The sequence below is a fragment of the Aquamicrobium terrae genome (assembly GCF_052978165.1).
The window spans coordinates 115,563-135,304 of the sequence record NZ_JBRKLZ010000003.1 but is presented as its reverse complement, the minus strand read 5'-3'; the positions used below and the strand labels follow the sequence as shown (position 1 = coordinate 135,304).

Annotated in this window: 18 protein-coding genes and 1 pseudogene; 9 read left to right on the top strand and 10 right to left on the bottom strand. The window is 63.3% G+C overall.

Annotation, left to right across the window (positions count from 1 at the left end):
- Positions 1 to 28: 28 nt before the first annotated feature.
- Both ACVCNR_RS23720 and ACVCNR_RS23715 read right to left on the bottom strand, forming a co-directional pair.
- Positions 29 to 982 (bottom strand): TRAP transporter substrate-binding protein, encoded by a 954-nt coding sequence (locus ACVCNR_RS23720; protein WP_447076760.1) that lies wholly within the window; start codon positions 980 to 982, stop codon positions 29 to 31.
- A gap of 40 nt (positions 983 to 1,022) precedes the next feature.
- The gene (locus ACVCNR_RS23715; protein WP_447076759.1) at positions 1,023 to 2,369 is read right to left on the bottom strand and encodes an aminotransferase family protein; all 1,347 of its coding nucleotides are present in this window, start codon (positions 2,367 to 2,369) and stop codon (positions 1,023 to 1,025) included.
- 195 nt (positions 2,370 to 2,564) lie between these two features.
- Here ACVCNR_RS23715 and ACVCNR_RS23710 point away from each other — a divergent pair, with 195 nt between their 5' ends.
- Positions 2,565 to 3,230: a GntR family transcriptional regulator gene (locus ACVCNR_RS23710; protein ID WP_447076758.1), complete on the top strand. Its 666-nt coding sequence runs from the start codon at positions 2,565 to 2,567 to the stop codon at positions 3,228 to 3,230.
- 310 nt (positions 3,231 to 3,540) lie between these two features.
- Here the strand turns inward: ACVCNR_RS23710 and ACVCNR_RS23705 are convergent.
- Positions 3,541 to 4,440: pseudogene (locus ACVCNR_RS23705) on the bottom strand (TonB-dependent receptor domain-containing protein); the annotation flags it as partial.
- A 555-nt stretch (positions 4,441 to 4,995) separates the two neighbouring features.
- Positions 4,996 to 5,817: a TonB-dependent receptor plug domain-containing protein gene (locus tag ACVCNR_RS23700; RefSeq protein ID WP_447076757.1), complete on the bottom strand. Its 822-nt coding sequence runs from the start codon at positions 5,815 to 5,817 to the stop codon at positions 4,996 to 4,998.
- Between ACVCNR_RS23700 and ehuB the strand changes: the two genes are divergently transcribed.
- A complete protein-coding gene (gene ehuB, locus ACVCNR_RS23695; RefSeq protein WP_447076756.1) occupies positions 5,759 to 6,748 on the top strand; it encodes an ectoine/hydroxyectoine ABC transporter substrate-binding protein EhuB in 990 nt (329 codons plus the stop codon). The two genes, ACVCNR_RS23700 and ehuB, sit on opposite strands and share 59 nt — an antisense overlap.
- A gap of 1,381 nt (positions 6,749 to 8,129) precedes the next feature.
- Here the strand turns inward: ehuB and ACVCNR_RS23690 are convergent.
- The 5 genes from ACVCNR_RS23690 to repA all read right to left on the bottom strand — a co-directional run bounded on the left by ACVCNR_RS23690 (position 8,130) and on the right by repA (position 12,468).
- Positions 8,130 to 8,534 carry a type II toxin-antitoxin system VapC family toxin gene (locus ACVCNR_RS23690; protein WP_447076755.1) on the bottom strand — a complete coding sequence of 135 codons (405 nt, stop codon included), beginning with the start codon at positions 8,532 to 8,534 and terminating at the stop codon, positions 8,130 to 8,132.
- Positions 8,531 to 8,764 (bottom strand): AbrB/MazE/SpoVT family DNA-binding domain-containing protein, encoded by a 234-nt coding sequence (locus ACVCNR_RS23685; protein ID WP_447076754.1) that lies wholly within the window; start codon positions 8,762 to 8,764, stop codon positions 8,531 to 8,533. Before ACVCNR_RS23685 ends, ACVCNR_RS23690 begins: the two co-directional genes overlap by 4 nt.
- A 110-nt stretch (positions 8,765 to 8,874) precedes the next feature.
- A complete protein-coding gene (gene repC, locus ACVCNR_RS23680) occupies positions 8,875 to 10,080 on the bottom strand; it encodes a plasmid replication protein RepC (RefSeq protein ID WP_447076753.1) in 1,206 nt (401 codons plus the stop codon).
- Positions 10,081 to 10,237: 157 nt separating this feature from the next.
- Entirely contained in the window at positions 10,238 to 11,269 is a 1,032-nt protein-coding gene (repB, locus tag ACVCNR_RS23675) for a plasmid partitioning protein RepB (RefSeq protein ID WP_354196414.1), read from the bottom strand.
- Positions 11,266 to 12,468 carry a plasmid partitioning protein RepA gene (gene repA / locus ACVCNR_RS23670; RefSeq protein ID WP_354196296.1) on the bottom strand — a complete coding sequence of 401 codons (1,203 nt, stop codon included), beginning with the start codon at positions 12,466 to 12,468 and terminating at the stop codon, positions 11,266 to 11,268. The genes repB and repA overlap by 4 nt, the downstream gene beginning before the upstream one ends.
- A 388-nt stretch (positions 12,469 to 12,856) precedes the next feature.
- Between repA and ACVCNR_RS23665 the strand changes: the two genes are divergently transcribed.
- From ACVCNR_RS23665 to ACVCNR_RS23640, 6 genes are all read left to right on the top strand, one after another.
- The gene (locus ACVCNR_RS23665) at positions 12,857 to 13,825 is read left to right on the top strand and encodes an NUDIX hydrolase (protein ID WP_447076752.1); all 969 of its coding nucleotides are present in this window, start codon (positions 12,857 to 12,859) and stop codon (positions 13,823 to 13,825) included.
- A gap of 64 nt (positions 13,826 to 13,889) precedes the next feature.
- The gene (gene nadA / locus ACVCNR_RS23660) at positions 13,890 to 14,867 is read left to right on the top strand and encodes a quinolinate synthase NadA (RefSeq protein ID WP_447076751.1); all 978 of its coding nucleotides are present in this window, start codon (positions 13,890 to 13,892) and stop codon (positions 14,865 to 14,867) included.
- On the top strand, positions 14,864 to 16,420 hold the full coding sequence (locus tag ACVCNR_RS23655; RefSeq protein WP_354196290.1) for an L-aspartate oxidase: 1,557 nt from the start codon (positions 14,864 to 14,866) through the stop codon (positions 16,418 to 16,420). The genes nadA and ACVCNR_RS23655 overlap by 4 nt, the downstream gene beginning before the upstream one ends.
- A gap of 2 nt (positions 16,421 to 16,422) precedes the next feature.
- Entirely contained in the window at positions 16,423 to 17,298 is an 876-nt protein-coding gene (gene nadC, locus ACVCNR_RS23650; RefSeq protein WP_354196288.1) for a carboxylating nicotinate-nucleotide diphosphorylase, read from the top strand.
- Positions 17,299 to 17,428: 130 nt separating this feature from the next.
- Positions 17,429 to 17,665: a WGR domain-containing protein gene (locus ACVCNR_RS23645; protein ID WP_354196286.1), complete on the top strand. Its 237-nt coding sequence runs from the start codon at positions 17,429 to 17,431 to the stop codon at positions 17,663 to 17,665.
- A gap of 111 nt (positions 17,666 to 17,776) precedes the next feature.
- Positions 17,777 to 17,968, top strand: coding sequence for a hypothetical protein (locus ACVCNR_RS23640; protein WP_354196284.1), 192 nt, complete (start codon positions 17,777 to 17,779; stop codon positions 17,966 to 17,968).
- A 59-nt stretch (positions 17,969 to 18,027) separates the two neighbouring features.
- On the opposite strand, the gene ACVCNR_RS23635 is transcribed toward ACVCNR_RS23640, so the two are convergent.
- The gene (locus tag ACVCNR_RS23635; protein ID WP_354196282.1) at positions 18,028 to 18,189 is read right to left on the bottom strand and encodes a hypothetical protein; all 162 of its coding nucleotides are present in this window, start codon (positions 18,187 to 18,189) and stop codon (positions 18,028 to 18,030) included.
- A gap of 341 nt (positions 18,190 to 18,530) precedes the next feature.
- Between ACVCNR_RS23635 and ACVCNR_RS23630 the strand changes: the two genes are divergently transcribed.
- Positions 18,531 to 19,739, top strand: coding sequence for an ABC transporter substrate-binding protein (locus ACVCNR_RS23630; RefSeq protein ID WP_447076750.1), 1,209 nt, complete (start codon positions 18,531 to 18,533; stop codon positions 19,737 to 19,739).
- The last annotated feature ends 3 nt before the right edge of the window (positions 19,740 to 19,742 follow it).

Here is a 19,742-nt window from a genome sequence, read left to right as displayed (position 1 = left end):
CGAAGGGGCGCCAAGGCAGGGATTTTTCTTACTCGACTGCGCGGAATTTTTCGATGATCGGCTGCAGCGCCGCATCATAATTCGCCGAGCCTGTGCGTTCGATGAAAACGGCGGTATCAGGCCGGGTCACGACGGCACCCTCCGCTTCCAGTTCCTTCAGCAGGGCGGCCTGGGACTCTTCCGTATAGGTGCGATACCAGTCGGCGCTGTCCGTGGCAGCCCCCTCGATCGCGGCGCGGGTTGCATCATCCAGACCCGCGAACCAGTCCGCGTTGCACATGAAGCCCATGGTTTCCGCCATGTGGTTGGTCAGCGCGAGGTTCTTGACGACCTCATGGAATCGCTTGTCCTTGATGGCGGTCAGTGGCTGTTCCACCCCGTCGACGACGTGGCTTTGCAGTGCTGCGTATACTTCCTCGAACGCGACGGTTGCCGGATTGGCGCCCATGGCGCGGATCGATTCGATGTAGGCAGGGATTCCCGGCGCGCGGATCTTCATGCCGTCCAGGTCCTCTGCCTTCTCGATCGGCTTGTTGGTCAGCATCTGGCGGAAGCCATGGAAGGCAGGGCCCACGACGCGGAAGCCGGCTTCATCGGCGATGGAATCGAGAACTTCCTGGCCGACAGGACCGCGCCAGATGCGGAAGAAGTGGTCAACGTCGTGGTAGACATAGGCCACCCCTTCGATATTCGCGGCCTGATGGAACGAGCCAAGCACGCCCACGCTCTCATACATGCATTCCAGCACGCCGCCCTTCACCTGCTCGACCATCTCGTCCACCGTTCCGAGATGCGAATTCGGAAACAATTCAACGTTCACGTCCTTGCCGAGGCGCTCCGTCAGCTTCTCGGAAAAGACCTGCATCGCTTTGGTATCGGGGCTCGAGTCCGAGCCCGCACCGCCAATCCGGAACGTGACCTGTGCCTGGGCCGTTCCAGCCATGAGCAGCGCCAGTATCGAGGCAGTCACCAGTTTCTTCATGTCATTCCCCTTTTTTGAGCGGTTCTGTTTTCTGCGATTTTCAGTTTCCCGGCATGCTGACCAGGTCACGCCCGAGCACGGTCAGCACCTCGTCCAATGTGTCGACGAGGATGTCGATCTCAGCCTCGCTGATGGTGAAGGGCGGGCTGATCTGGATGTGGTCGCCGCCCTTGCCATAGTTCGCTCCGGGCACCCCTGCGCCGACAATGACACCCCGTTCGCGCATCATCTTCACGAGACGAGGCGTGAAGCGCACGGCATCGGGGAAGGGAGCGCGGCTTGAGCGGTCCGTCACGAATTCCAGTCCCGCATACAGGCCGCGGCCACGCACGTCACCGACGATTTCATGCCTCTGCTGCAAATCGATCAGGCGCTGGTGCAGGTAGCCGCCGATGCGGCCCGGACGATTGAAGAGATCCTCGCGCTGCATGATCTCGAAAACCTTCTGGCCGACGAAGCATGACATCGCATGGCCGGAATAGGTGAAGCCGTGCACGAACCGGCGACGACCTTCGCGAAAGAAACCGGCGATCTTCTCGGATACGACCACCGCCCCCAGTGGGGCATAGCCCGAGCCGATTGCCTTGCCACAGGTGATCATGTCGGGCAGCACGCCCCAGTGCTCGATGGCGAAGGGGCGGCCGGTGCGGCCATAGCCCATCAGCACCTCGTCGGCGATGAAGAGAATGCCGTAGCGGTCGCAAAGCTCGCGTACCCGGCGGTAGTAATCCGGCCCCGGCGTCACGCCAGCAGCGGTGGTGCCGACAATGGTCTCCGCAAAGAAGCAGGAAATGGTCTCCGGACCTTCCAGGAGGATGGTGCGTTCCAGTTCCTCGATGCAGTGGTCGGTGCAGTCGCCCTCGCCGCCGCAGATGGTGCAGCGATAGTTGTAGGGCGGCGTCACATGAACCACCGGCAGCATGTAAGGGTCGTATGGCGCCCGCCATGAGGTGCGCCCTGAGAGGGACAGGGTCGCGATCGTCACGCCGTGATAGCTTTGCCAGCGGGCAAGCATCTTGTGGCGCGTCCCCTCGCCCCTTTCGACGTGATATTGCCGAGCGAGCTTCAGCGCCGTCTCGTTCGCCTCGGAACCGCCCGAGACGAAATACACCGCCGACATCCCTTTGGGAGCCACCGAGAGCACCGATTTCGCCAGCTCTTCCTGCCAGGGGTGGGTAAAGGAGGCAGTATAGACATAGCTGACGCGGGAACCTTCAGCCGCCAGAGCTTCATAGATCTCGGTCCGGCCATGGCCGATGCCGATGACACCGGCGCTGCCCATGCCGTCGAGGTAGCGCGTCCCGTCGGCCCCGTGAATCCAGATGCCCTCGGCACGTTCGACCAAGGGGTTCCTGTCCGCAAAGTCCCTGAGAAATACGCTGCTCATCCGCCTCTTATCCCTCTGCGGCCACTTCAGCATACTTGATTAGTGATTATCAATAATAAATACAATCGACATGCCGAAAATCGCGATCCGGTCAAAAAACCTGAAAAATCGCACAACGGGAGGCGGCAGGATCGGATGACACCGTCGCGGAAGGTAGCTATCGAGAAGACCAGTGACTTCGGAAAGGATTTCCCAGTGCCCAAGGCCGAACGCCACAACCTGATCCGCCCCAGCCTCGAGGACGAGATAGCCTCGGCGATTCAGGAGGGGATTCTAGGCGGGCAGTGGAACCCCGGCGAGCGGCTGGTGGAGATGGAGCTGGCCCAGTATTTCGGTGTCAGCCAGGGGACGATCCGCGGCGCGCTCAAGTATCTTCAGGCCGGCGGCCTGGTGGAGCACCGTCCACGGCGCGGCAACTTCGTCATTTCCATTTCCGAAGAGGACATCCGCGACATCTCCCTGATGCGCGATACGCTGGAATCGCTTGGCGCACAGTTGGCCGCGGAGCGGATCAGCAGTGAAGGCGAGGCCCGTCTATACGAAGTGGTCAACGAGATGCGCCAGGCATCGAAGCAGCATCAGCGGCAGCGCCTGCTGGAACTGGACCTGCGGTTCCACCGGACCGTGGTCGAGATTGCAGACAGCAGGCTGCTTCAGGATATGTACCGGCGGCTGGAAGGGCCGGCACTGCTTTTCCTGCGCATGGCCGATGACTTCTATCAGGAGCCGCAAGCCATCGTTGACCTGCATGAGCCGTTGCTGGAAGCGATCTGTTCCGGCGACAGCGCACGTGCCTACGAGCTGGCGCGGCGGCACACCGATCCGGATGCCGGGCGGCTCACCGGTCGCTACAGGAAATGACCGGCATCGCAGAATACGCCATCCGGAGCGATGCCACATCGTGCCACGAGTGATGGAAGAAGCCGCCGATCTTTGAAACCGGGTCCCAGCATCGGCACGGCCTTCAGAACATTTCCCGGACGCCTGCCCGAAACCGCCCTGAACCCGTCATGCGCGTCACAGAGGAGATCTGCTGCCGGGATGCAGCCGTTGCATGTCGCCAATCACTGCCCCACCCGGACAAGAACCGGCATGCCCCGCCGAAAGGCAGGCCGGGCCGCTGCGATGCCCGGTGCGCCGGGGATGACGGGCCGCCCTCTCTCCTGAAGCGTCAGAATTTCGCGGTCAGGTCGAGGCGGAAGGTGCGGCCGGGGGCGACGACGGCGTTGTTGCTCAGCGCATCCAGATAGTAGCGGTCGAAGATATTGTCGGCGGCCACGTCTACCCGGAAGCTGTCGCAGACCTTGTAGCTGGCGAAGAGGTCGACCAGTGTGTAGGAGGGCCACGGCGCGAAATTGGCAACGGAGTTGGTCCCCACATAGGAAACGCGCCCCCCAATAGTGAGCTTCTCCTCGAACAGGCGCGCACCGGCGGTTACGCTGCCCGTGAAGCGCGGCTGCACGAAGCCGGCCGAGAAATCCACATTGGGCGGGGTGGAACTGCAGACGTCGCTCTCCACCTGCTGGTTGGTGCCGTCTGGCTGGGTCTCCCATCGCGTCCAGACATAGCAGTAGTCCGCCTTCATGAAATAGGTGAAGCTGCCATCCACGAAGAAGGTGCCGGTGTCGTAATTCGCCGAAAGCTCTATGCCCGAGAACCCGGCCCTGTCGATATTGTCCATCATGAAATAGGCGGAAGACTTCGGCCACAGCCTCATGATGTAGTCGTCGATATCGTTGTTGAAGAACACGCCCTTCACCCGCAGCTTGTCACCCCCGACAAGCACATCGTCGCGAAGCAGGTTGATCCCGGCCTCCAGATTGCGGGCATGTTCGGCCTTCAGGAACGGATTGGGCACGAGGCTGGTATCGTAGTTGGAAACCGACTCCCGCAGGCTCGGCGGACGATAGCCTTCATTGTACTGTGCGAAGAACTGAACGCCGTCCCATGGCTCCAGCCTTGCCCCGAAGCCTGGCGACAAGGAACTGCCTGACAGATCGTCGAACTCGCCGTAGCTGCCGGAAACCGGGCTGTTGTCCTGCGTCTTGTAGGACAGGTAGCGCAGGCCCGCATTGAGGGCGAGCCAGTCCGTAGGGTTCCTGTCCGCCTTGGTGTAGAGGCTGGCAACGTCCCCTTGCCTTCAAAGAAGAAGTTGCTGCCGTTGACCCTGCCCTGGCTGGAATTGAGATCCTCCACCGCATAGGAACCACCATAGGTCAGCGCCAGGCTTCCCAGTGCGTCAAAGTGGAACTGCGACACGTTTTCGACGTCGAAGACATAGTTCTGCGACGTATAGGGCTTGGCGAAAGCATAGGCGGCACCCTTGTCGTTGGTGTCCGCGTAATAGACATTGGCCCGCAGCCGGATGGCATCGCTTTCGGCGGGATCCCACTCATACTTTGCCGTCAGCCGGTTCGTTCTGGTCTCGCGGGGGTCGTTCTGCTTCAGCGCGCCATAGAGAAGATCGGAAGGCCATGTCTCGCCATAGGAGAAGTCCGAGCGCAGCCACGAAAGCTGAACCTTGTGGTCCTCAAGGAATGAGAAGCTGGACTTGAGCAGGAAGGACTCCGTGTCCAGCCCGGTGTTCAGAACCTCGCTGCCCGGCTTGTAGAGGGAATAGGTCCGCTCATTGCCCCATTCGTCGGCATAGGTGGATTTGCCATGCCGGCCGGCAAAATAGTTGCCGTGCCTGCGCCGCGAATAGGCGGCAACCAGGTCTATGCCGCCGAGCGTCGCCGCCGCGGCCACGCTTCCGTTGAGATTGTCGAAGTCGAACAGGCTGGTGGGATTGTCGCGGAACGTCGTGGTTCCGGTGGGTGGCGGCTGCCTGTTGTTGGACGTCAGCCCGCCCCTTCAGCCGCATGCCAAACTGCTTGCCGTCCTTCAGAATGTCCTGCACGTCCAGCGTGCGCATGTTGACCGAGCCGCTGATCGCGCCGGCACCGGCACCGGACATCTGCGGGCCCTTCTCGATCTCTATTCCGGCAATCAGATCGGGATCGACATAGGAACGCGTGCGGCTGCCGGGATAGCCCTGCCCTTCCGCGATCGTCTGCTCGCTGCCGTCGACCGTCACCTTGACGCGGTTCATGCCCTGAACGCCGCGGATGTTCACCTCGAGCGAAGCGCCGTTGCGGTTTGCCGAGGCAATGACGCCCGGCGTCGATTTCAGCATGTCGCCGGTGGATGTGCCGCGAAACCGCTCGATCTGCCCGGCAGAGATATACGCGCCCGAACCGGAACTCCTGTAGGGCGCATCCGCCGGATTGCCGCCGCCGCTGATCGTTATGGTGTCGAGCACAAGCGAGCCGTCCGCGTTGACAGGCGCGCCCAGAGCAGCCGCGGCCCGGCCTGAGCCGGAAACAAGGGCGGCGGTGGAGGGACCGGAAATGTCGGCGCTGACGCCTGTACCGGCAAGCATTGCCTGCAACGCCTGCGCGGGCGCCATCGTGCCGGTGACGGAGGCCGAGCGCCTGCCCGAGACGGTCGCGGAGGTGAAGTGTTTCAGGAGGCAGCATGGGAGGAACTTATTTTGGGTGCTGCCGCTCGTTACGATGATGGGTCTTGGCACGGCTGCGGCCGCTGCCTCTGAAACGGCGCTTGAACGGATTCGCAATGCCGGGACCGTCAGGGTCGGCATCGCCAATATCAATCCCTATGGCTATGTCGACGGCGAAGGGCGTGTAACGGGCCAGTCTGCGGAGTTGCTGCGCGCGTTCTTCAAGGAACAGAATGTCGACGTCGTTCCCGTCGTCACCGAATTCGGGTCCCTGATCGGCGGCCTGCGGGCCGGCCATTTCGACGTCGTCAGCACCGGAATGCTGATCCAGTGCGACCGGTGCGACGTGGTCGCGTTCGGCAATCCCGAATATCGGTCGGACAATGCTTTTGCAGTCGGCAAGGGCAACCCGCTTGGGCTGACGAGCTATCGCTCGGTGGCTGAATCTCCGTCGGCGCGCCTTGGGATGATTTCCGGCTCCGGCGAGATCGCCCTTGCCGCGCATGCCAAAATCCCCACGGAGCGTCAGGTTCTTTTTCCGGATCTGACGACGGCGATGGCCGGATTGCAGGCCGGCCGTGTGGATGCAGTCGTGGCCTCCACGATCACGACCAGGAACGCCGTCGCCCGTGCCGCGACCCCCGCGATCGAATATGCGCCACTGACCGAGCAGCCACAAACTCAGTCGGGAAAACCGGCAACGCGTTACGGGGCCATGGCCTTTCGCCAGAGCGACACGGAGCTGCGCGAGGTCTGGAATGCATGGCTCGCCAGAAATCTGGCCAGCGGGCTTGTTACGGACATCATCGAACCGTTCGGCTTCGACGCCGAAACTCTCCCCCCGCCCGGCCTGACGGCGCAAGACGTGTGCAGCCAGTAGGCCCGTCGACGAAGATGCGGACGGAAGCGGGTCGCGCCGCCGCACCGTGCTGTGCCTCGCCAGCATGAACGGGCCTTTCGGGCCCAGCTGCTGGCGACGGCAAAGGCGCGACCCGCCCAACTCCTACTCTACTGCCCGAGACAGCAAGGCTCGGTCGCGAGCGGGGTAATTCAGCCCGATGGACGTGTGAATGGCCTTCTAGCCGGCTTCCAGGCACGTCGCCCGATCCTATCCAGCACAAGGGGTCTGTCAGGCAGTCATTGCCGAAAAACCGCGGATGCCGGCATCCATAAGTCCCGGGACGCGGGTCCGGCTGCGCAATTTCGGTCAAGCGCATCGCCATCCCCGGCGTCTACCGGAGTCTGCAGGACACCTCCGGAGCCTGCCTCGATACGATCGGCAAGCCTGATCGCTTCGTCGAATCTTCCGACATCCAGTGCTCGGCAACACCTCCCCGCGTACCATGAGCAAACGGACATGGAGGATGGCAACTACGTTCTCACCGAGATGATCGGGCAGCAGCGCTTACGGCAGACTTTGTCGCGGCGTTGCTCCGTCTTCTTCCCCTTGCCGGGCAAGCGGATCTTAACAAGCTTACAAAACATTCCGAACGCCGTGGCTTGCAGGCACTGATCCATGCGCGCGGCCCTGCGGGCCCGGGTTCGGGTTTGGGTTTGGGTTTGGCCGCAGGATGGGACTGATGCCCGCTCCACCCTCGTGCCTATGGTTCCCGCTTCACGCGCCCGCCTTTGGCATGCCGCGGCCCACAGGCGTCTCCTGCGCACACCAGCGGGCATGCGCGATGGGTGCGACATCGTCAAGGGTATCGGCATCAGGGGGTGGATGCGGCAGGCTGCCAGTCCCGGTCGGTGGGAACGGGCGCCGCGTCGAAAGAAGAGAGGGCCTGCTTCGGTTGAAGCTGGATCGGAAGCGGCAGCGGCGGGCGGGCAATCTGAGCAGTTTATTTTCTATTTTCACCATTAACCGCACTGCATGTATTTCTCATATAACGACCGATAATGTTGCCTTATCGGTCGTCGGCACCGCCCGGGGCCGAAATTGGCGCTGTCGCGGCGCAAAAGGCCGAAATCCCTGCCCGGCACCGGGCTGCACGCCCTCACGGACCACCCGAAAGCCCGCCGGTCTGGCCCGCGTCGCGGCGATCGGCCGGCCGCCCGCCCATTGTCATCCCGGAACCTTCTCTTTTTCGGCCTTCATCTCAGGGTATCTCAACGCGATCGCCAACCTTGGATGCAGTTGGTGAACGGCAAACCAGTCCGGGTCGTATCGCTGAAAGATCGGCTTTGGGGCTTTGATTCCGAAGAGGGCTTGGCAAGCTCAAGCCCTGCCTACGCCGCAGCCCGGATGGAGGCCGCTTATTTCACCCTTCGGGCGTGATCAGAGTCAGCCCGGAAAAATAGCTGCGATAGCGGCCGGTGTCGCGCGTCAGAAGCGACAGGCCGGAGACAGCCGCATGGGCGCCGATGAAGAAATCGGGCAACACACCGGTGCGCGCTCCGCCAGAGCGGCGGTAGCGGGCAAACACCTTGCCGGCCAGGAACAGCGCCGAGCGCGGCATCTGGACCAGTTCAAGCCCCGCTGCCTCGATGAAATCCTCCAGATCCTCGATACGCTCATAGCGCACCGAAAGCTCGGAATAGACGACATCGTTGATCAGAAGCGGCCCGCGCAGGCTCGCGGCCTCAAGCTGCGCGATTGACCAGTCCGCCCAGCGCTCATCGTCGGTGACCAGATCGAGCAGCACATTGGTGTCGACCAGTGTCACTTTTCACCGCGCGTCAACGCCATGATCGCATCGGTGTTCAGGCCCACCCCCGCATGGCCCCGCAGGCGGGCAAACCGGTTTTTCGGCGCCTTTCCCTCGGCCCGTGCGATCACCACACTGCCATCGGCCGCGCGCCGGAAATCGACCTTGCTGCCCGGTTCGATGCCAAGAAGGTCGCGAACCGGCTTGGGGATAGTCACCTGCCCCTTTGCTGTGACCGTGGTTGCCATAATGATCGCCTCACGAGGTAATGACTGTTTTTCAGAAGGTATTACCTAGGCTGTAGAATTTCAACTAAAAGCCTGCGGGGAGACGCAACAAGTTCCTCTTTTGGCATCCCCTACCCTGCCCTTCTGACAGGCTCCGCATTTGCCCGCAGAGCGGCCATCAGCATCGGGCCGACGGTAAACTCGCCTACCCCGGCCTTTTCTGTCAGCGCTCGCAGATAGCCGCCAGCGGAATTGATCTCCTGTGCCCGCCCCAGAATACAGGCAATGACGATGGAGGCGGTCTCCTGCCCCATGATTTCGAGCGCATCGGCATAGGCGGAGGGGGAAATTCCAAGATAACCCCGAACCTGGGCCGCGGTCGCCATGAAATCGCGCCAGTTGGCGATGCCGTCGATCGCGTAGTCGAGGATTTCCGGGCAGGCCTTGAGCACGAGCCCGAGCGGATAGGCATTCGGTGGTACGGCTGTTCGTCCGGTTGGCTCGACCTTGCCCATGCTTTTTTCGGAAGCAGGTTCAAATTCAATAGGAGAGTTGGTGTTTGAATTAGATTGCTGCCGCCCAGTATGGGATTCAATGCCAGCCGGATTCTGGGTTTTCATATGCGAATCCAGCAACATATCGATCTCTTCCCGGATTGCAGCCAGCTCGTTCGCAATTGGTGCAAGATCGATTATGGCTGCGCGACGCGGAATGGCCTCGACCACCGTCCTGTAGCGCCTCCACAGACCGCCCCAGTCCCCCGGCATGGCCTCTTCGAGAGCCACTTCGATCAGTTTGCCGATGTCACGGCGCAGCAGCGTGATCCTTTCCCGCAGCCGCTTGAGGGCCTCGATTTCGGCGCGCACGCTTTCGGCGGCCCGGGCGAATTCGTCGGCGCGCGCCAGCATGGGTGCAAGAGAGAAGCCGAATGCCTCTTCAAGGCCCCCTGCCCTGCTCTTCCTGGCGTAGCGCTTGCCGTTTGGAGAGTCCCGCCGGATGATCAGACCGCACTCCACCAGCGCTGCCAGATGGCGCCGCAGGGTCGTATCCGACATGCCGTGGGCGCGCAGTGCAAGCTGCTTGTTCGAAGGGAATACGACCAGGCCGTTTTCCTCCGACAGGTCACTATCCGGATAGAACGACAGAAGCGCTGCCAGGATCGCCAGCGACCGATCGCTGACGCCGACGACTGACTTCCCCTCACAGAGATCCCGGTAGACCTGCCACTTGTCCGCCACCTTGCCTTCGGGGATATCGGCAGCTTCTTTTTGTGCTGCAAACATGGCAAGCGACATCGGCCGCCGCCCGAAGGGCGTCGTTGCAATATGCGTCTGCATTTTCTTTCACCTTCCGATCAGGCAAAAGAAACCTGTCCGCCAGAACGACGGTTACGACTCTTGACAGTGATTCGTGGAAATGCGATTCTCTAGCTGCTAAACATCGAGAAGGGCTTCCACGACGCAAGTCGCCTGGGGGCCTTTTTCTTTTGCTGGTTCAGTTCTCCTGTTTCGACTGCCTGAACGCCTCGTAGAGGCTGTCCAGATTCCTTGAAATCCATTGACCGAAGGGCTTGGCTTCCTTTTCCGTAAGGTCGAGGGAAAAGCCCTTGGGGCCGGGCTTGGCGACAACGGCAACCGATCTGTCAGCCGGAGCCCAGGCCGCAGCCGCCTTCCTTTGGCGCACGGGCTTTGCTCCCCGCTTGGCCTCCTCAAGATGGTTGACGAGAAAAACGAGCCTCTGGTCGCTGTCGGAGGAACGGAAGTCTGGCGTCGCCACCAGTTCCCCTGCTCGGCGGCGTGCGTCACCATCCCGGCATGCAATGGCCAGCTTGTACCAGCGATCCCGCCCGCTGCTTCTAGCGGGTCCGATGGCTTCCAGCATCTCGGCCGGAATGTCGCCGACCACCGAGATCATCTTGGAAACCACCGTCTTGTCGACCGACAGAGCCTGCATGATCACGTCGCGGTCATAGCCCTTGCCCTCGAGATTGCTGGCGAAGACCGCCTTCTCGATGAAGGAGAGATCGGCCCTGGCGGAATTCTCCTGACCCTGGGCGATCACATGATCCTGGTCTTCCATCTCCTTGACGACCGCCCTCACCTTGCGACCCAAGGCTTTGGCCACGCGGTGGCGCCGGTGGCCGAAGACGATCATGTAGCGGCCTTCGCTGCCGGGATGGGGCCGCACGAGGATTGGCGAGCCCTGACCGTGTTCCCGGATGGCCTCCAGCAGTTCATTGAAGGCCGCTTCGTCATCGCCCATGCGGTCGGCGACGAAGGAGGCGTCGATCAGGTCCGGATCAAGATCGATGATGGCAGCCCCTTCGAGAAGCCGGGCCTCGATGTCGCGGGCCGCCTGCGCCTTCTCGGCCAGTTCATCGATCGAGCGGGTGATGGCGCCGAAGGCCCCGCGACTGCGATTTCTCTCCAGCGCCGGGGAGGGTGAAATCCCGTCGGCGGGGGCGGAGTTGACTGCGGTCAACTTCCGTTCCGTGAGGGATGACAAAAGATTCTTTCTCGACATCAGCGACGACCCCATGCCTTGTGGATGAGTTCGGTGACCTCACCGTTGACGCGGTGGAGGGACTCCATCGCCCTGTCATAGGTGGCCCTGGTGAACTGGGCGCGCTCGACCTCGTACAGCGTCTGCTTGGTGATCCCCGCATCCGAGACGGCCGTGGACTTCAGCATCTCACTCACGAGCACATGCTGCTTGAAGATCGCCCGCATGAAGGCCACCATCTGGCTTTGCGGTCCGTCGGTCGGCTCATAACGGGTCACCAGATAGCGCAGCCAGTCGAGCCGCATATTGGCGCCAGCCCGTTTCAGCGTGCCCATCACCTCTCCCATCATGATGAGGAACTGGCACATCGACATGACGTCGAGCATCTGGGGGTGGACGGTGATCAGGACCCCGGTCGAGGACGACAAGGCGGTCAGGGTCAGGTAGCCGAGTTGCGGCGGGCAATCGATGACCACGACGTCGTAATCGTCGGCGACGTCCGCCAGCGCCTCGTCCAGCCGGCCGAAGAAGATGCGCCCCATGGAACCGTCATCGCGCGACAGCGCGAGCGGGGTGTCATACTCATATTCCTGCAATTCGAGATTTGCCGGAATGACATCGAGCCCGGGAAAATTTGTCTTCTTGACCAAGGCGGACAGAGGCTTGCGCTGGTCATCATAGCGCAGGGCCTCGTAAAGCGACTCGTTGTGATCGATTTCGGGCTGGAAGCCGTGCAGTGCCGAAAGCGACGCCTGTGGGTCGAGGTCGATGGCCAGCACGCGGTGACCGGTGAGGGCCAGGTGCTGCGCCAGATGGGCAGCGGTCGTGGTCTTGGCCGAACCGCCCTTGAAATTGACCACAGCCACGATCTGGAGGTGCTCGCCCTCCTTGCGGTGCGGAACATAGCGGGCCGTGCGGCTGTGCTTGTCGAGGAAGTGGCGCATCGCCACCATCTGCTCCGCCGTATAGGAACGACGGCCCGACGGTGTGACCATGGGCTGCGGTCCCTTGCCCTCGAGCGAAAGGTTCTTCAGATAGCCGCTGGTAACCCCGAGATAGTAGGCCACTTCGGAAAGCTGGAACGGGCGCAAGGTCTTTTGCGCATTCGGAGGAAACATCGCCAGCCGGTGCTCATGAAGCATGGCGGACAGGTCGTTCGCCTGCTGCGTCACCAGCAGGTCGACCTCCTCGATCTCGTCCGGGATGTCAGCTTTCAAATTCATCGAAAAATTCCGCACATGCGCTTAAAACGCCATTCCAGCGATCAAAGCGCATCTAGCGCTGATTCTTTCGATGCAGCAAGGAGTTTAGTCTTAACGAAAAGTTAACGGGCTCGCTATCCTCAGGAATCCAGCCAGTTGACTGCAGTCAACTTCCGCCGAATCACCAGCCGCTCTTCATCCTGTCGATGGCATGTTGCCCGAATCCTAGCGAGCGGCTCATCCGCATGTGTGCCTCTCATCTGCTTCAAACCCCAGCGCGCGCGACAACCCACAGGGCTTTCACCCGCCCACATTGACCTCGATGCCCACACAGGCCACGCTGGCATCTAACCAATCTCGCAACAACTGTTGCCAAGACCTTGAGAGGACGGCCGAAGCCCCGAACGACATGCAGGAAAAGGCAGCCAGAAACAGCAACCCGACGGAAGCCGGCAGAGCCCACGATGTCCATGTGGATCTGATCGCGGTGGTTGTCGCGGTAAACGGATACGAGCCTTGCGCGCTGACCATCGGCGAGGCCGACACGCTGCCTTCGGGGCCGTTCGAACTCGGCCACCGTTCCCTGCAATCCGGTCTCAGGACATGGGTCGAACACCAGACGAGGCATCCCCTCGGCTATATCGAGCAACTCTACACCTTCGCCGATCGCGACCGTATCGGCGACGAACCGCAGCAGCGCGTCATTTCCATCAGCTATCTGGCGCTCACCCGCGACGAGCAGGGTCCCGGCAGTTCGTCGCGCCGCTGGCGAAGCTGGTACGACTATTTTCCGTGGGAAGACCATCGCGCCGGCGCTCCGCCGCTGGTTACCGACTTGCTGGAACCGGCGCTGCACCGATGGGCGGCAAGCGCGAAACTTGAGGGGGTAAGTGCTGAACGGCGGCAGCGAATCGCCGTCGCCTTCGGTTTCGGTGACCGGCCGTGGAACGAGGAGCTCGTCCTCCAGCGCTACGAACTGCTCTATGAAGCGGGGCTGGTGGAGGAGGCGCAGCGGGGGCAGGGGCCAGCTTCCGGCCAATTAATGCCGGGCAGGGCGATGGCGCTGGATCATCGCCGCATCCTCGCCACCGGGATTGCCCGGCTGCGCTCCAAGATCAAATACCGTCCCGTCGTCTTCGAATTGATGCCGCCCACCTTCACCCTGCTCCAGCTCCAGCGCACGGTCGAGGCGCTGGCCGGCCGGCTGGTGCACAAGCAGAATTTCCGCCGCCTCATCGAGCAGCAGGAACTGGTCGAGGAAACCGGCGAGACGACCTCCGACACGGGCGGCAGGCCGGCCAAGCTGTTCCGCTTCCGTCACGCCGTGCAGGCCGAGCGGGCCGCCGCCGGCACGAAATTACCGCTCACGCGCTCTTGACATCCCTTATGCTCCAAGTAAGCATATCTCAATTATACTCATCTGGAGCATAATGGAGATGCCGATGACCGCCATGCCGCTGCCGACCGCCGCGTCCCTCTACGACCGCGTGCAGCGGGTAATCCCGCCGATCGAATGGCCGGTGTTTTCCCAGGACATCGACGCGATCCTGAAGCTCAAGCGCGAACGCGACGCCGTCATTCTGGCCCACAACTACCAGACCCCGGAAATCTTCCACTGCGTCGCCGATATCGTCGGCGACAGCCTGGCGCTGGCCCGCAAGGCGATGGAGGTGGATGCCGAGGTCATCGTGCTGGCCGGCGTGCATTTCATGGCCGAGACGGCCAAGCTGCTCAATCCGGGCAAGACCGTGCTCATCCCCGATTTCGGCGCCGGCTGCTCGCTGGCCGATTCCATCACCGCCGAGGACGTGCGGCTGATGCGCCGTCGCTATCCGGGCGTGCCGGTCGTCACCTATGTCAACACCTCGGCGGCGGTGAAGGCCGAATCCGACATCTGCTGCACCTCGGGCAACGCCCTGGCGGTGGTGGAATCGCTTGGCGTGCCCCGGGTGATGATGCTGCCCGACGAATATCTGGCGCTCAACATCGCCGCCCAGACCGATGTCGAGATCATTCCCTGGAAAGGCCATTGCGAGGTGCATGAGCGCTTCACCCCGGCCGACATTCGCGAGCTGCGCGAGGCCCATCCGGGCGTCACCGTGCTTGCTCATCCCGAATGCCCGCCCGAGGTGGTGGCCGAGGCGGATTTTGCCGGCTCGACTGCGGCAATGTCGGACTATGTCGGCCGCCATCGGCCGGCCAGCGTCGTGCTGATGACCGAATGCTCGATGAGCGACAATGTCGCCATCGACCATCCCGATGTGGATTTCGTGCGCCCGTGCAACCTGTGCCCGCATATGAAGCGCATCACGCTCGCCAATATTCGCAAGGCCCTCGAGGAAAACCGCCATGAGGTGACCATCGATCCGCTGGTGGCGGAGCGCGCCCGCCGCGCGGTGGAGCGGATGCTCGCAGTATGAGTGTCGAACCGCACGATCTGCGCGGCCGGCCGGTCGTCGTCGGCAGCGGCGTGGCCGGGCTGATGACGGCACTGCTCCTGGCGCCGGAGCCGGTGGTGCTTCTGTCACGCGCGTGGTTAGGCGATTTCTCCTCCAGCATTCTGGCGCAGGGCGGGCTGGCCGCCAGTCTCGACGCCGACGACAGCCCCGACCTGCACCATGCCGATACGCTCGCGGCCGGCGATGGCCTTTGCGATGAAACCGCGGTGCGCCGTGTGGTCGAGGCCGCGCCGCTGGCGGTCGAGAAACTCGCACGGTTCGGCGTCGCCTTCGACCGCTCGCCCAACGGCACCCTGCGGCTGGGGCTGGAAGCGGCGCATTCGCGCCGCCGCATCGTGCATGCGGCGGGCGACGCCACCGGACGCGAACTGGTGCGGGCCCTCACGGCGGCCGTGCGCGCCACGCCGTCGATCACCATGCTGGAAGGCTGGGAGGCGCGTCGCCTGCTGGTGGAGGACGGTGCCATTGCCGGCCTGCTTGCCGCCGGGCCGGCCGGCGCGGCAGTGCTTTCGGCCAGCCGCGTGGTACTGGCGACCGGCGGCGTCGGCGGCCTGTTCCCGGACACCACCAATCCGCTCGGCTCCTGCGGGCAGGGGCTGGCGCTCGCCGCCCGTGCCGGCGCTGTGCTCGCCGATCCCGAGTTCGTGCAGTTCCATCCGACCGCACTGGTCCTTGCCGCCGGCGGATCGCTGCCGCTGGTCAGCGAGGCGGTACGAGGGGAGGGGGCTCTGCTGATCGACGAGAACGGAGATCGCTTCCTGGCTGCAACACCCGGTAGAGAGCTTGCACCGCGCGATGTGGTGGCGCGGGGCGTATGGCGACACCGTGCCGCCGGCCACCGCACCTTTCTCGATGCGAGGCAAAGCCTTGGTGCATCCTTCGCCACGCGTTTCCCCACCATTGACCGACTGTGCCGCGAAGCCGGCATCGACCCGGCAACCCGGCCGATCCCCGTGCGGCCCGCCGTCCACTACCACATGGGCGGCATCGCCGTGGATGCGGAAGGCCGCAGTTCCGTGTCCGGCCTTTGGGCCTGCGGCGAGGTGGCCCGCACCGGACTGCACGGTGCCAACCGGCTGGCCAGCAATTCGTTGATCGAAGCGGTCGTGTCTGCCGCCTGGGTGGCGGAAAGCGTCGCTGCCGCCGCGCCGGACCCGGCCGTTCGGACGCGGCCGTTCCCTGCCACACTGCCACCGGCGCCGGATGCCTCCCTCGTACGGTCCTGCGCCGCTCAAGCGCTCGGCATCGAGCGCGACGGCGAAACCTTGCACGAGGCCATCGCCACATTGGCACCGCTCGCCACCGGCGGCGGGCCTGCTTCCGACCCCGCCGTCGTCTTGCTGATGATGGCCGTCGCCGCCCTGCGGCGCGAGGAAAGCCGTGGCGCCCATTATCGGGCCGACTTCCCCTTGCAGGCCGAAAAGGCCACCCCGTCGCTGCTCACGCTCGACGATGCGCTCGCAGCAGCCGAAACCCTTTCCGACACCGCCATGCCATTTGCCCGGAGTGCCTGACCATGACATCTTTATCCACCCTGCCAAGCCTTCTCTACGAGCCGCTGGTGCGTGCCGCCTTGCTGGAGGATCTGGGTCGCGCCGGCGATCTGACCACCGATGCGGTCGTACCGGCCGACGTCGTCGCGACCATGGTGCTGGCCGCGCGGCAGGAGGGCGCGATCGCCGGCCTCGACGTTGCCGCCAGCGCATTCACGATCATCGATCCGCGCGTGGAGATACGCAGGGAGCGCCCGGACGGCAGCATTGTTGCGGCAGGCGATGTCATTGCGACCGTTCATGGACCTGCCCGCGCGCTGCTCACCGCGGAACGCACGGCGCTGAATTTCCTGTGCCATCTTAGCGGCATCGCCACCGCCACCTCTGCCGTGGTGCAGGCGGTACGCGGCCACAAGGCACAGATCGTGTGCACGCGCAAGACGACGCCCGGCCTGCGCGCGCTGGAAAAATATGCGGTGCGCGCCGGCGGCGGCGCCAACCACCGCTTCGGCCTCGACGACGCCGTGCTCATCAAGGACAACCACATCGCCATCGCCGGCGATATCCGCACCGCCATCGCAAGGGCGCGCGCCGGCGCCGGCCATATGGTGCGCATCGAGGTCGAGGTGGATTCGCTGGAGCAGCTCGAGGTCGCGCTGGCCGAGGGCGTCGATGCCGTGCTGCTCGACAACATGTCGGTCGGGCAGTTGAAACAGGCGGTGGCGATGGTTGGCGGGCGCGCGCTCACCGAAGCCTCCGGCCGGGTGACGCCCCGGACCGCCCCGGCGGTCGCCGCGACCGGCGTGGATCTCATCTCCATCGGCTGGCTGACGCACAGTGCGCCGATCCTCGACATCGGGCTGGATAGCGACGCGCAAGGGCACCAGCAGGCCGCGTGACAGGGGCCGGGGAGGGGCATGCCGCAACAGGACAGGGTTGCGGCATATCCATCAGCGCGGTGAATCGATCAGGGGCAACCGATTCACGCAACTCGTTGGACGCCGATCCGCAGCCGGGCGAGATTGGGCCATGTCCAGCGACACGAACGCCCTCCACCTTCGACGCATCGATACGAACCGGAACATGCGTCGCTTCTATATGCTGACGATCCAGCCGACTCTCTTCGGCGGCGCCTCGCTTGTCCGCAACTGGGGCCGGATCGGCACCAGCGGCCAGGTCATGGTCGAGACCTTCGACGATTCGAGCCAGGTCGATACCGCATTTGCCCGGCTGGAGCGGGCAAAGCGCAAGCGCGGCTATTCCTGACCCGCCGGGAACCGGTTCGGTTGCATTTGATTCAAAGGCAGCGGTGGATTTTTGCTCTCTTTTGGCATGCCCGTGAGATGAACGGACAGGCGGGCATTGATGGAGAGCAGTTTGACACGAGATCTATCGGCCGCCCGCCTGCATCTTGAACGCGCCTACCACTATCTCGGCGGCAATGACGACACCTGCCGCAAGGCACGCGAAGCGCTGGACCTCCTGATCGAGGCAGTGGCGGCGGCGGAGCACGCGCGGCCGGCTGCGAAGGTCATCGAGTTCCCGTCGCAGTCGCGCAACGCCAGGTGATCCCGCCCAAGCAGCCGGTGATGAGGCCGCATCTGCAAAAAACGGCGCTCGGCACGCCGCTAGCCGGTGCCGGCCGAGTTCTGGGCTTCGATGCGATTGAGGACGGCGCAGGCCGCTTCTATCCGGTATCTCGGCCGATGGTCGAGAACCTGACCGCCCAGGGTGGCAATTGCTTCCGTCACGGTATCCCACGCCGTCCAGCTTCCGTCGGCTTCCTGCACGGGAACGTATCTTCGGTTATTATATATCATCTTGCTGATATAAGGTGGCGCAGGGGACCGGCAAATCAAGCTTGTTCGCCAAAAGTTTCATATGGCGGCCGTTGGCCCGCCGGTACCCAATACGACTATCGTCTTAGACGAACTCTGCTTTCTCCCGAACCGACAACGGTGTTAGCATCCCCGCGCAAGCATTTACGACATGGCCGCCATGGCGCGGATTCCGTCGGTCGAGCATGTGAGAGGAGGCGACTGCCGCGACCACATCGAGCGTAGGCGACCAGTGTTCATGGCATATGGATCAGCCGTCCCTTCGAGAAGGCGGCCAAATGGGAGGTAACTACGTGAAGCTTCTGTCCCTGATTTCGGCGGCACTGGTGGCTGCCACTGCGATTCCCGCAACGGCGGCCGAACTGTCCGACGGCAAGGTCAAGATCGGCATTCTCAACGATCAGTCGGGCGTCTACGCCGATTTCGGCGGCAAATGGTCGGTCGAGGCCGCGAAGATGGCTGTCGAGGACTTCGGCGGCACGCTGCAGGGCGCCCCGATCGAAATCATCAGCGCCGACCATCAGAACAAGCCTGACATCGCCTCCAACATCGCCCGGCAATGGTACGACACCGAACAGGTCGACGCGATCATGGAACTGACGACGTCTTCCGTGGCGCTGGCCGTGCAGGGCATCTCGGCTGAAAAGAAGAAGATCGATCTGGTCACCGGCGCCGCCACCACCGAGCTGACCGGCAAGGCCTGCTCGCCCTACGGCTTCCACTGGGCCTATGACACCCACGCGCTGGCCGTGGGCACCGGCGGCGCGCTGGTCAAGCAGGGCGGCGACACCTGGTTCTTTCTGACGGCGGACTATGCCTTCGGCTATTCGCTGGAGGAGCAGACCGCGAATTTCGTCAAGTCGCAGGGCGGGCAGGTTCTCGGCGCGGTGCGCCATCCGCTCGCCACGACCGACTATTCCTCCTTCCTGCTGCAGGCGCAGGCGTCCGGCGCCAAGGTCGTCGGCCTCGCCAATGCCGGGCTCGACACCGCCAACGCCATCAAGCAGGCGGCGGAATTCGGCATCGTCGCCGGCGGCCAGCGCATGGCGGCGCTTCTGTTCACCCTTGCCGAGGTGCACGGCCTCGGGCTTGAGGCCGCGCAGGGGCTGACGCTGACGGAAAGCTTCTACTGGGACCGCGACGATGAATCGCGTGAATTCGCCCAGCGCTATTTCGACAAGACCGGCCGCATGCCCAACATGATCCAGGCCGGAACCTATTCCGGCGTGCTGCAATATCTCAAGGCCATCGACAAGGCCGGCACCGACGAGACGGAAGCCGTGGCCAAGCTGATGCACGAAATGCCGGTCGAGGACGTTTTCGCGCGTGGCGGCAAGGTCACGCCGAACGGGCGGCTGGTCTCCGATGTCTATCTGATGGAAGTCAAGAAGCCGGCCGAAAGCACCAAGGAATGGGACTACTTCAAGGTGCTGGCGGCGGTCCCCGGTGACGAGGCCTACATCAAGCCGGCCGAAAGCGGCTGTCCGCTGGTCACCCAGTGACGG

Coding starts and splice junctions, on each gene's coding strand:
- ACVCNR_RS23720 (WP_447076760.1), bottom strand. CDS start 982: ATGAAGAAACTGGTGACTGCCTCGATACTGGCGCTGCTCATGGCTGGA.
- ACVCNR_RS23715 (WP_447076759.1), bottom strand. CDS start 2,369: ATGAGCAGCGTATTTCTCAGGGACTTTGCGGACAGGAACCCCTTGGTC.
- ehuB (WP_447076756.1), top strand. CDS start 5,759: ATGTCGGCGCTGACGCCTGTACCGGCAAGCATTGCCTGCAACGCCTGC.
- ACVCNR_RS23700 (WP_447076757.1), bottom strand. CDS start 5,817: ATGGCGCCCGCGCAGGCGTTGCAGGCAATGCTTGCCGGTACAGGCGTC.
- ACVCNR_RS23685 (WP_447076754.1), bottom strand. CDS start 8,764: ATGGCAACCACGGTCACAGCAAAGGGGCAGGTGACTATCCCCAAGCCG.
- repC (WP_447076753.1), bottom strand. CDS start 10,080: ATGCAGACGCATATTGCAACGACGCCCTTCGGGCGGCGGCCGATGTCG.
- repA (WP_354196296.1), bottom strand. CDS start 12,468: ATGAATTTGAAAGCTGACATCCCGGACGAGATCGAGGAGGTCGACCTG.
- ACVCNR_RS23665 (WP_447076752.1), top strand. CDS start 12,857: ATGCAGGAAAAGGCAGCCAGAAACAGCAACCCGACGGAAGCCGGCAGA.
- nadA (WP_447076751.1), top strand. CDS start 13,890: ATGACCGCCATGCCGCTGCCGACCGCCGCGTCCCTCTACGACCGCGTG.
- ACVCNR_RS23655 (WP_354196290.1), top strand. CDS start 14,864: ATGAGTGTCGAACCGCACGATCTGCGCGGCCGGCCGGTCGTCGTCGGC.
- nadC (WP_354196288.1), top strand. CDS start 16,423: ATGACATCTTTATCCACCCTGCCAAGCCTTCTCTACGAGCCGCTGGTG.
- ACVCNR_RS23645 (WP_354196286.1), top strand. CDS start 17,429: ATGTCCAGCGACACGAACGCCCTCCACCTTCGACGCATCGATACGAAC.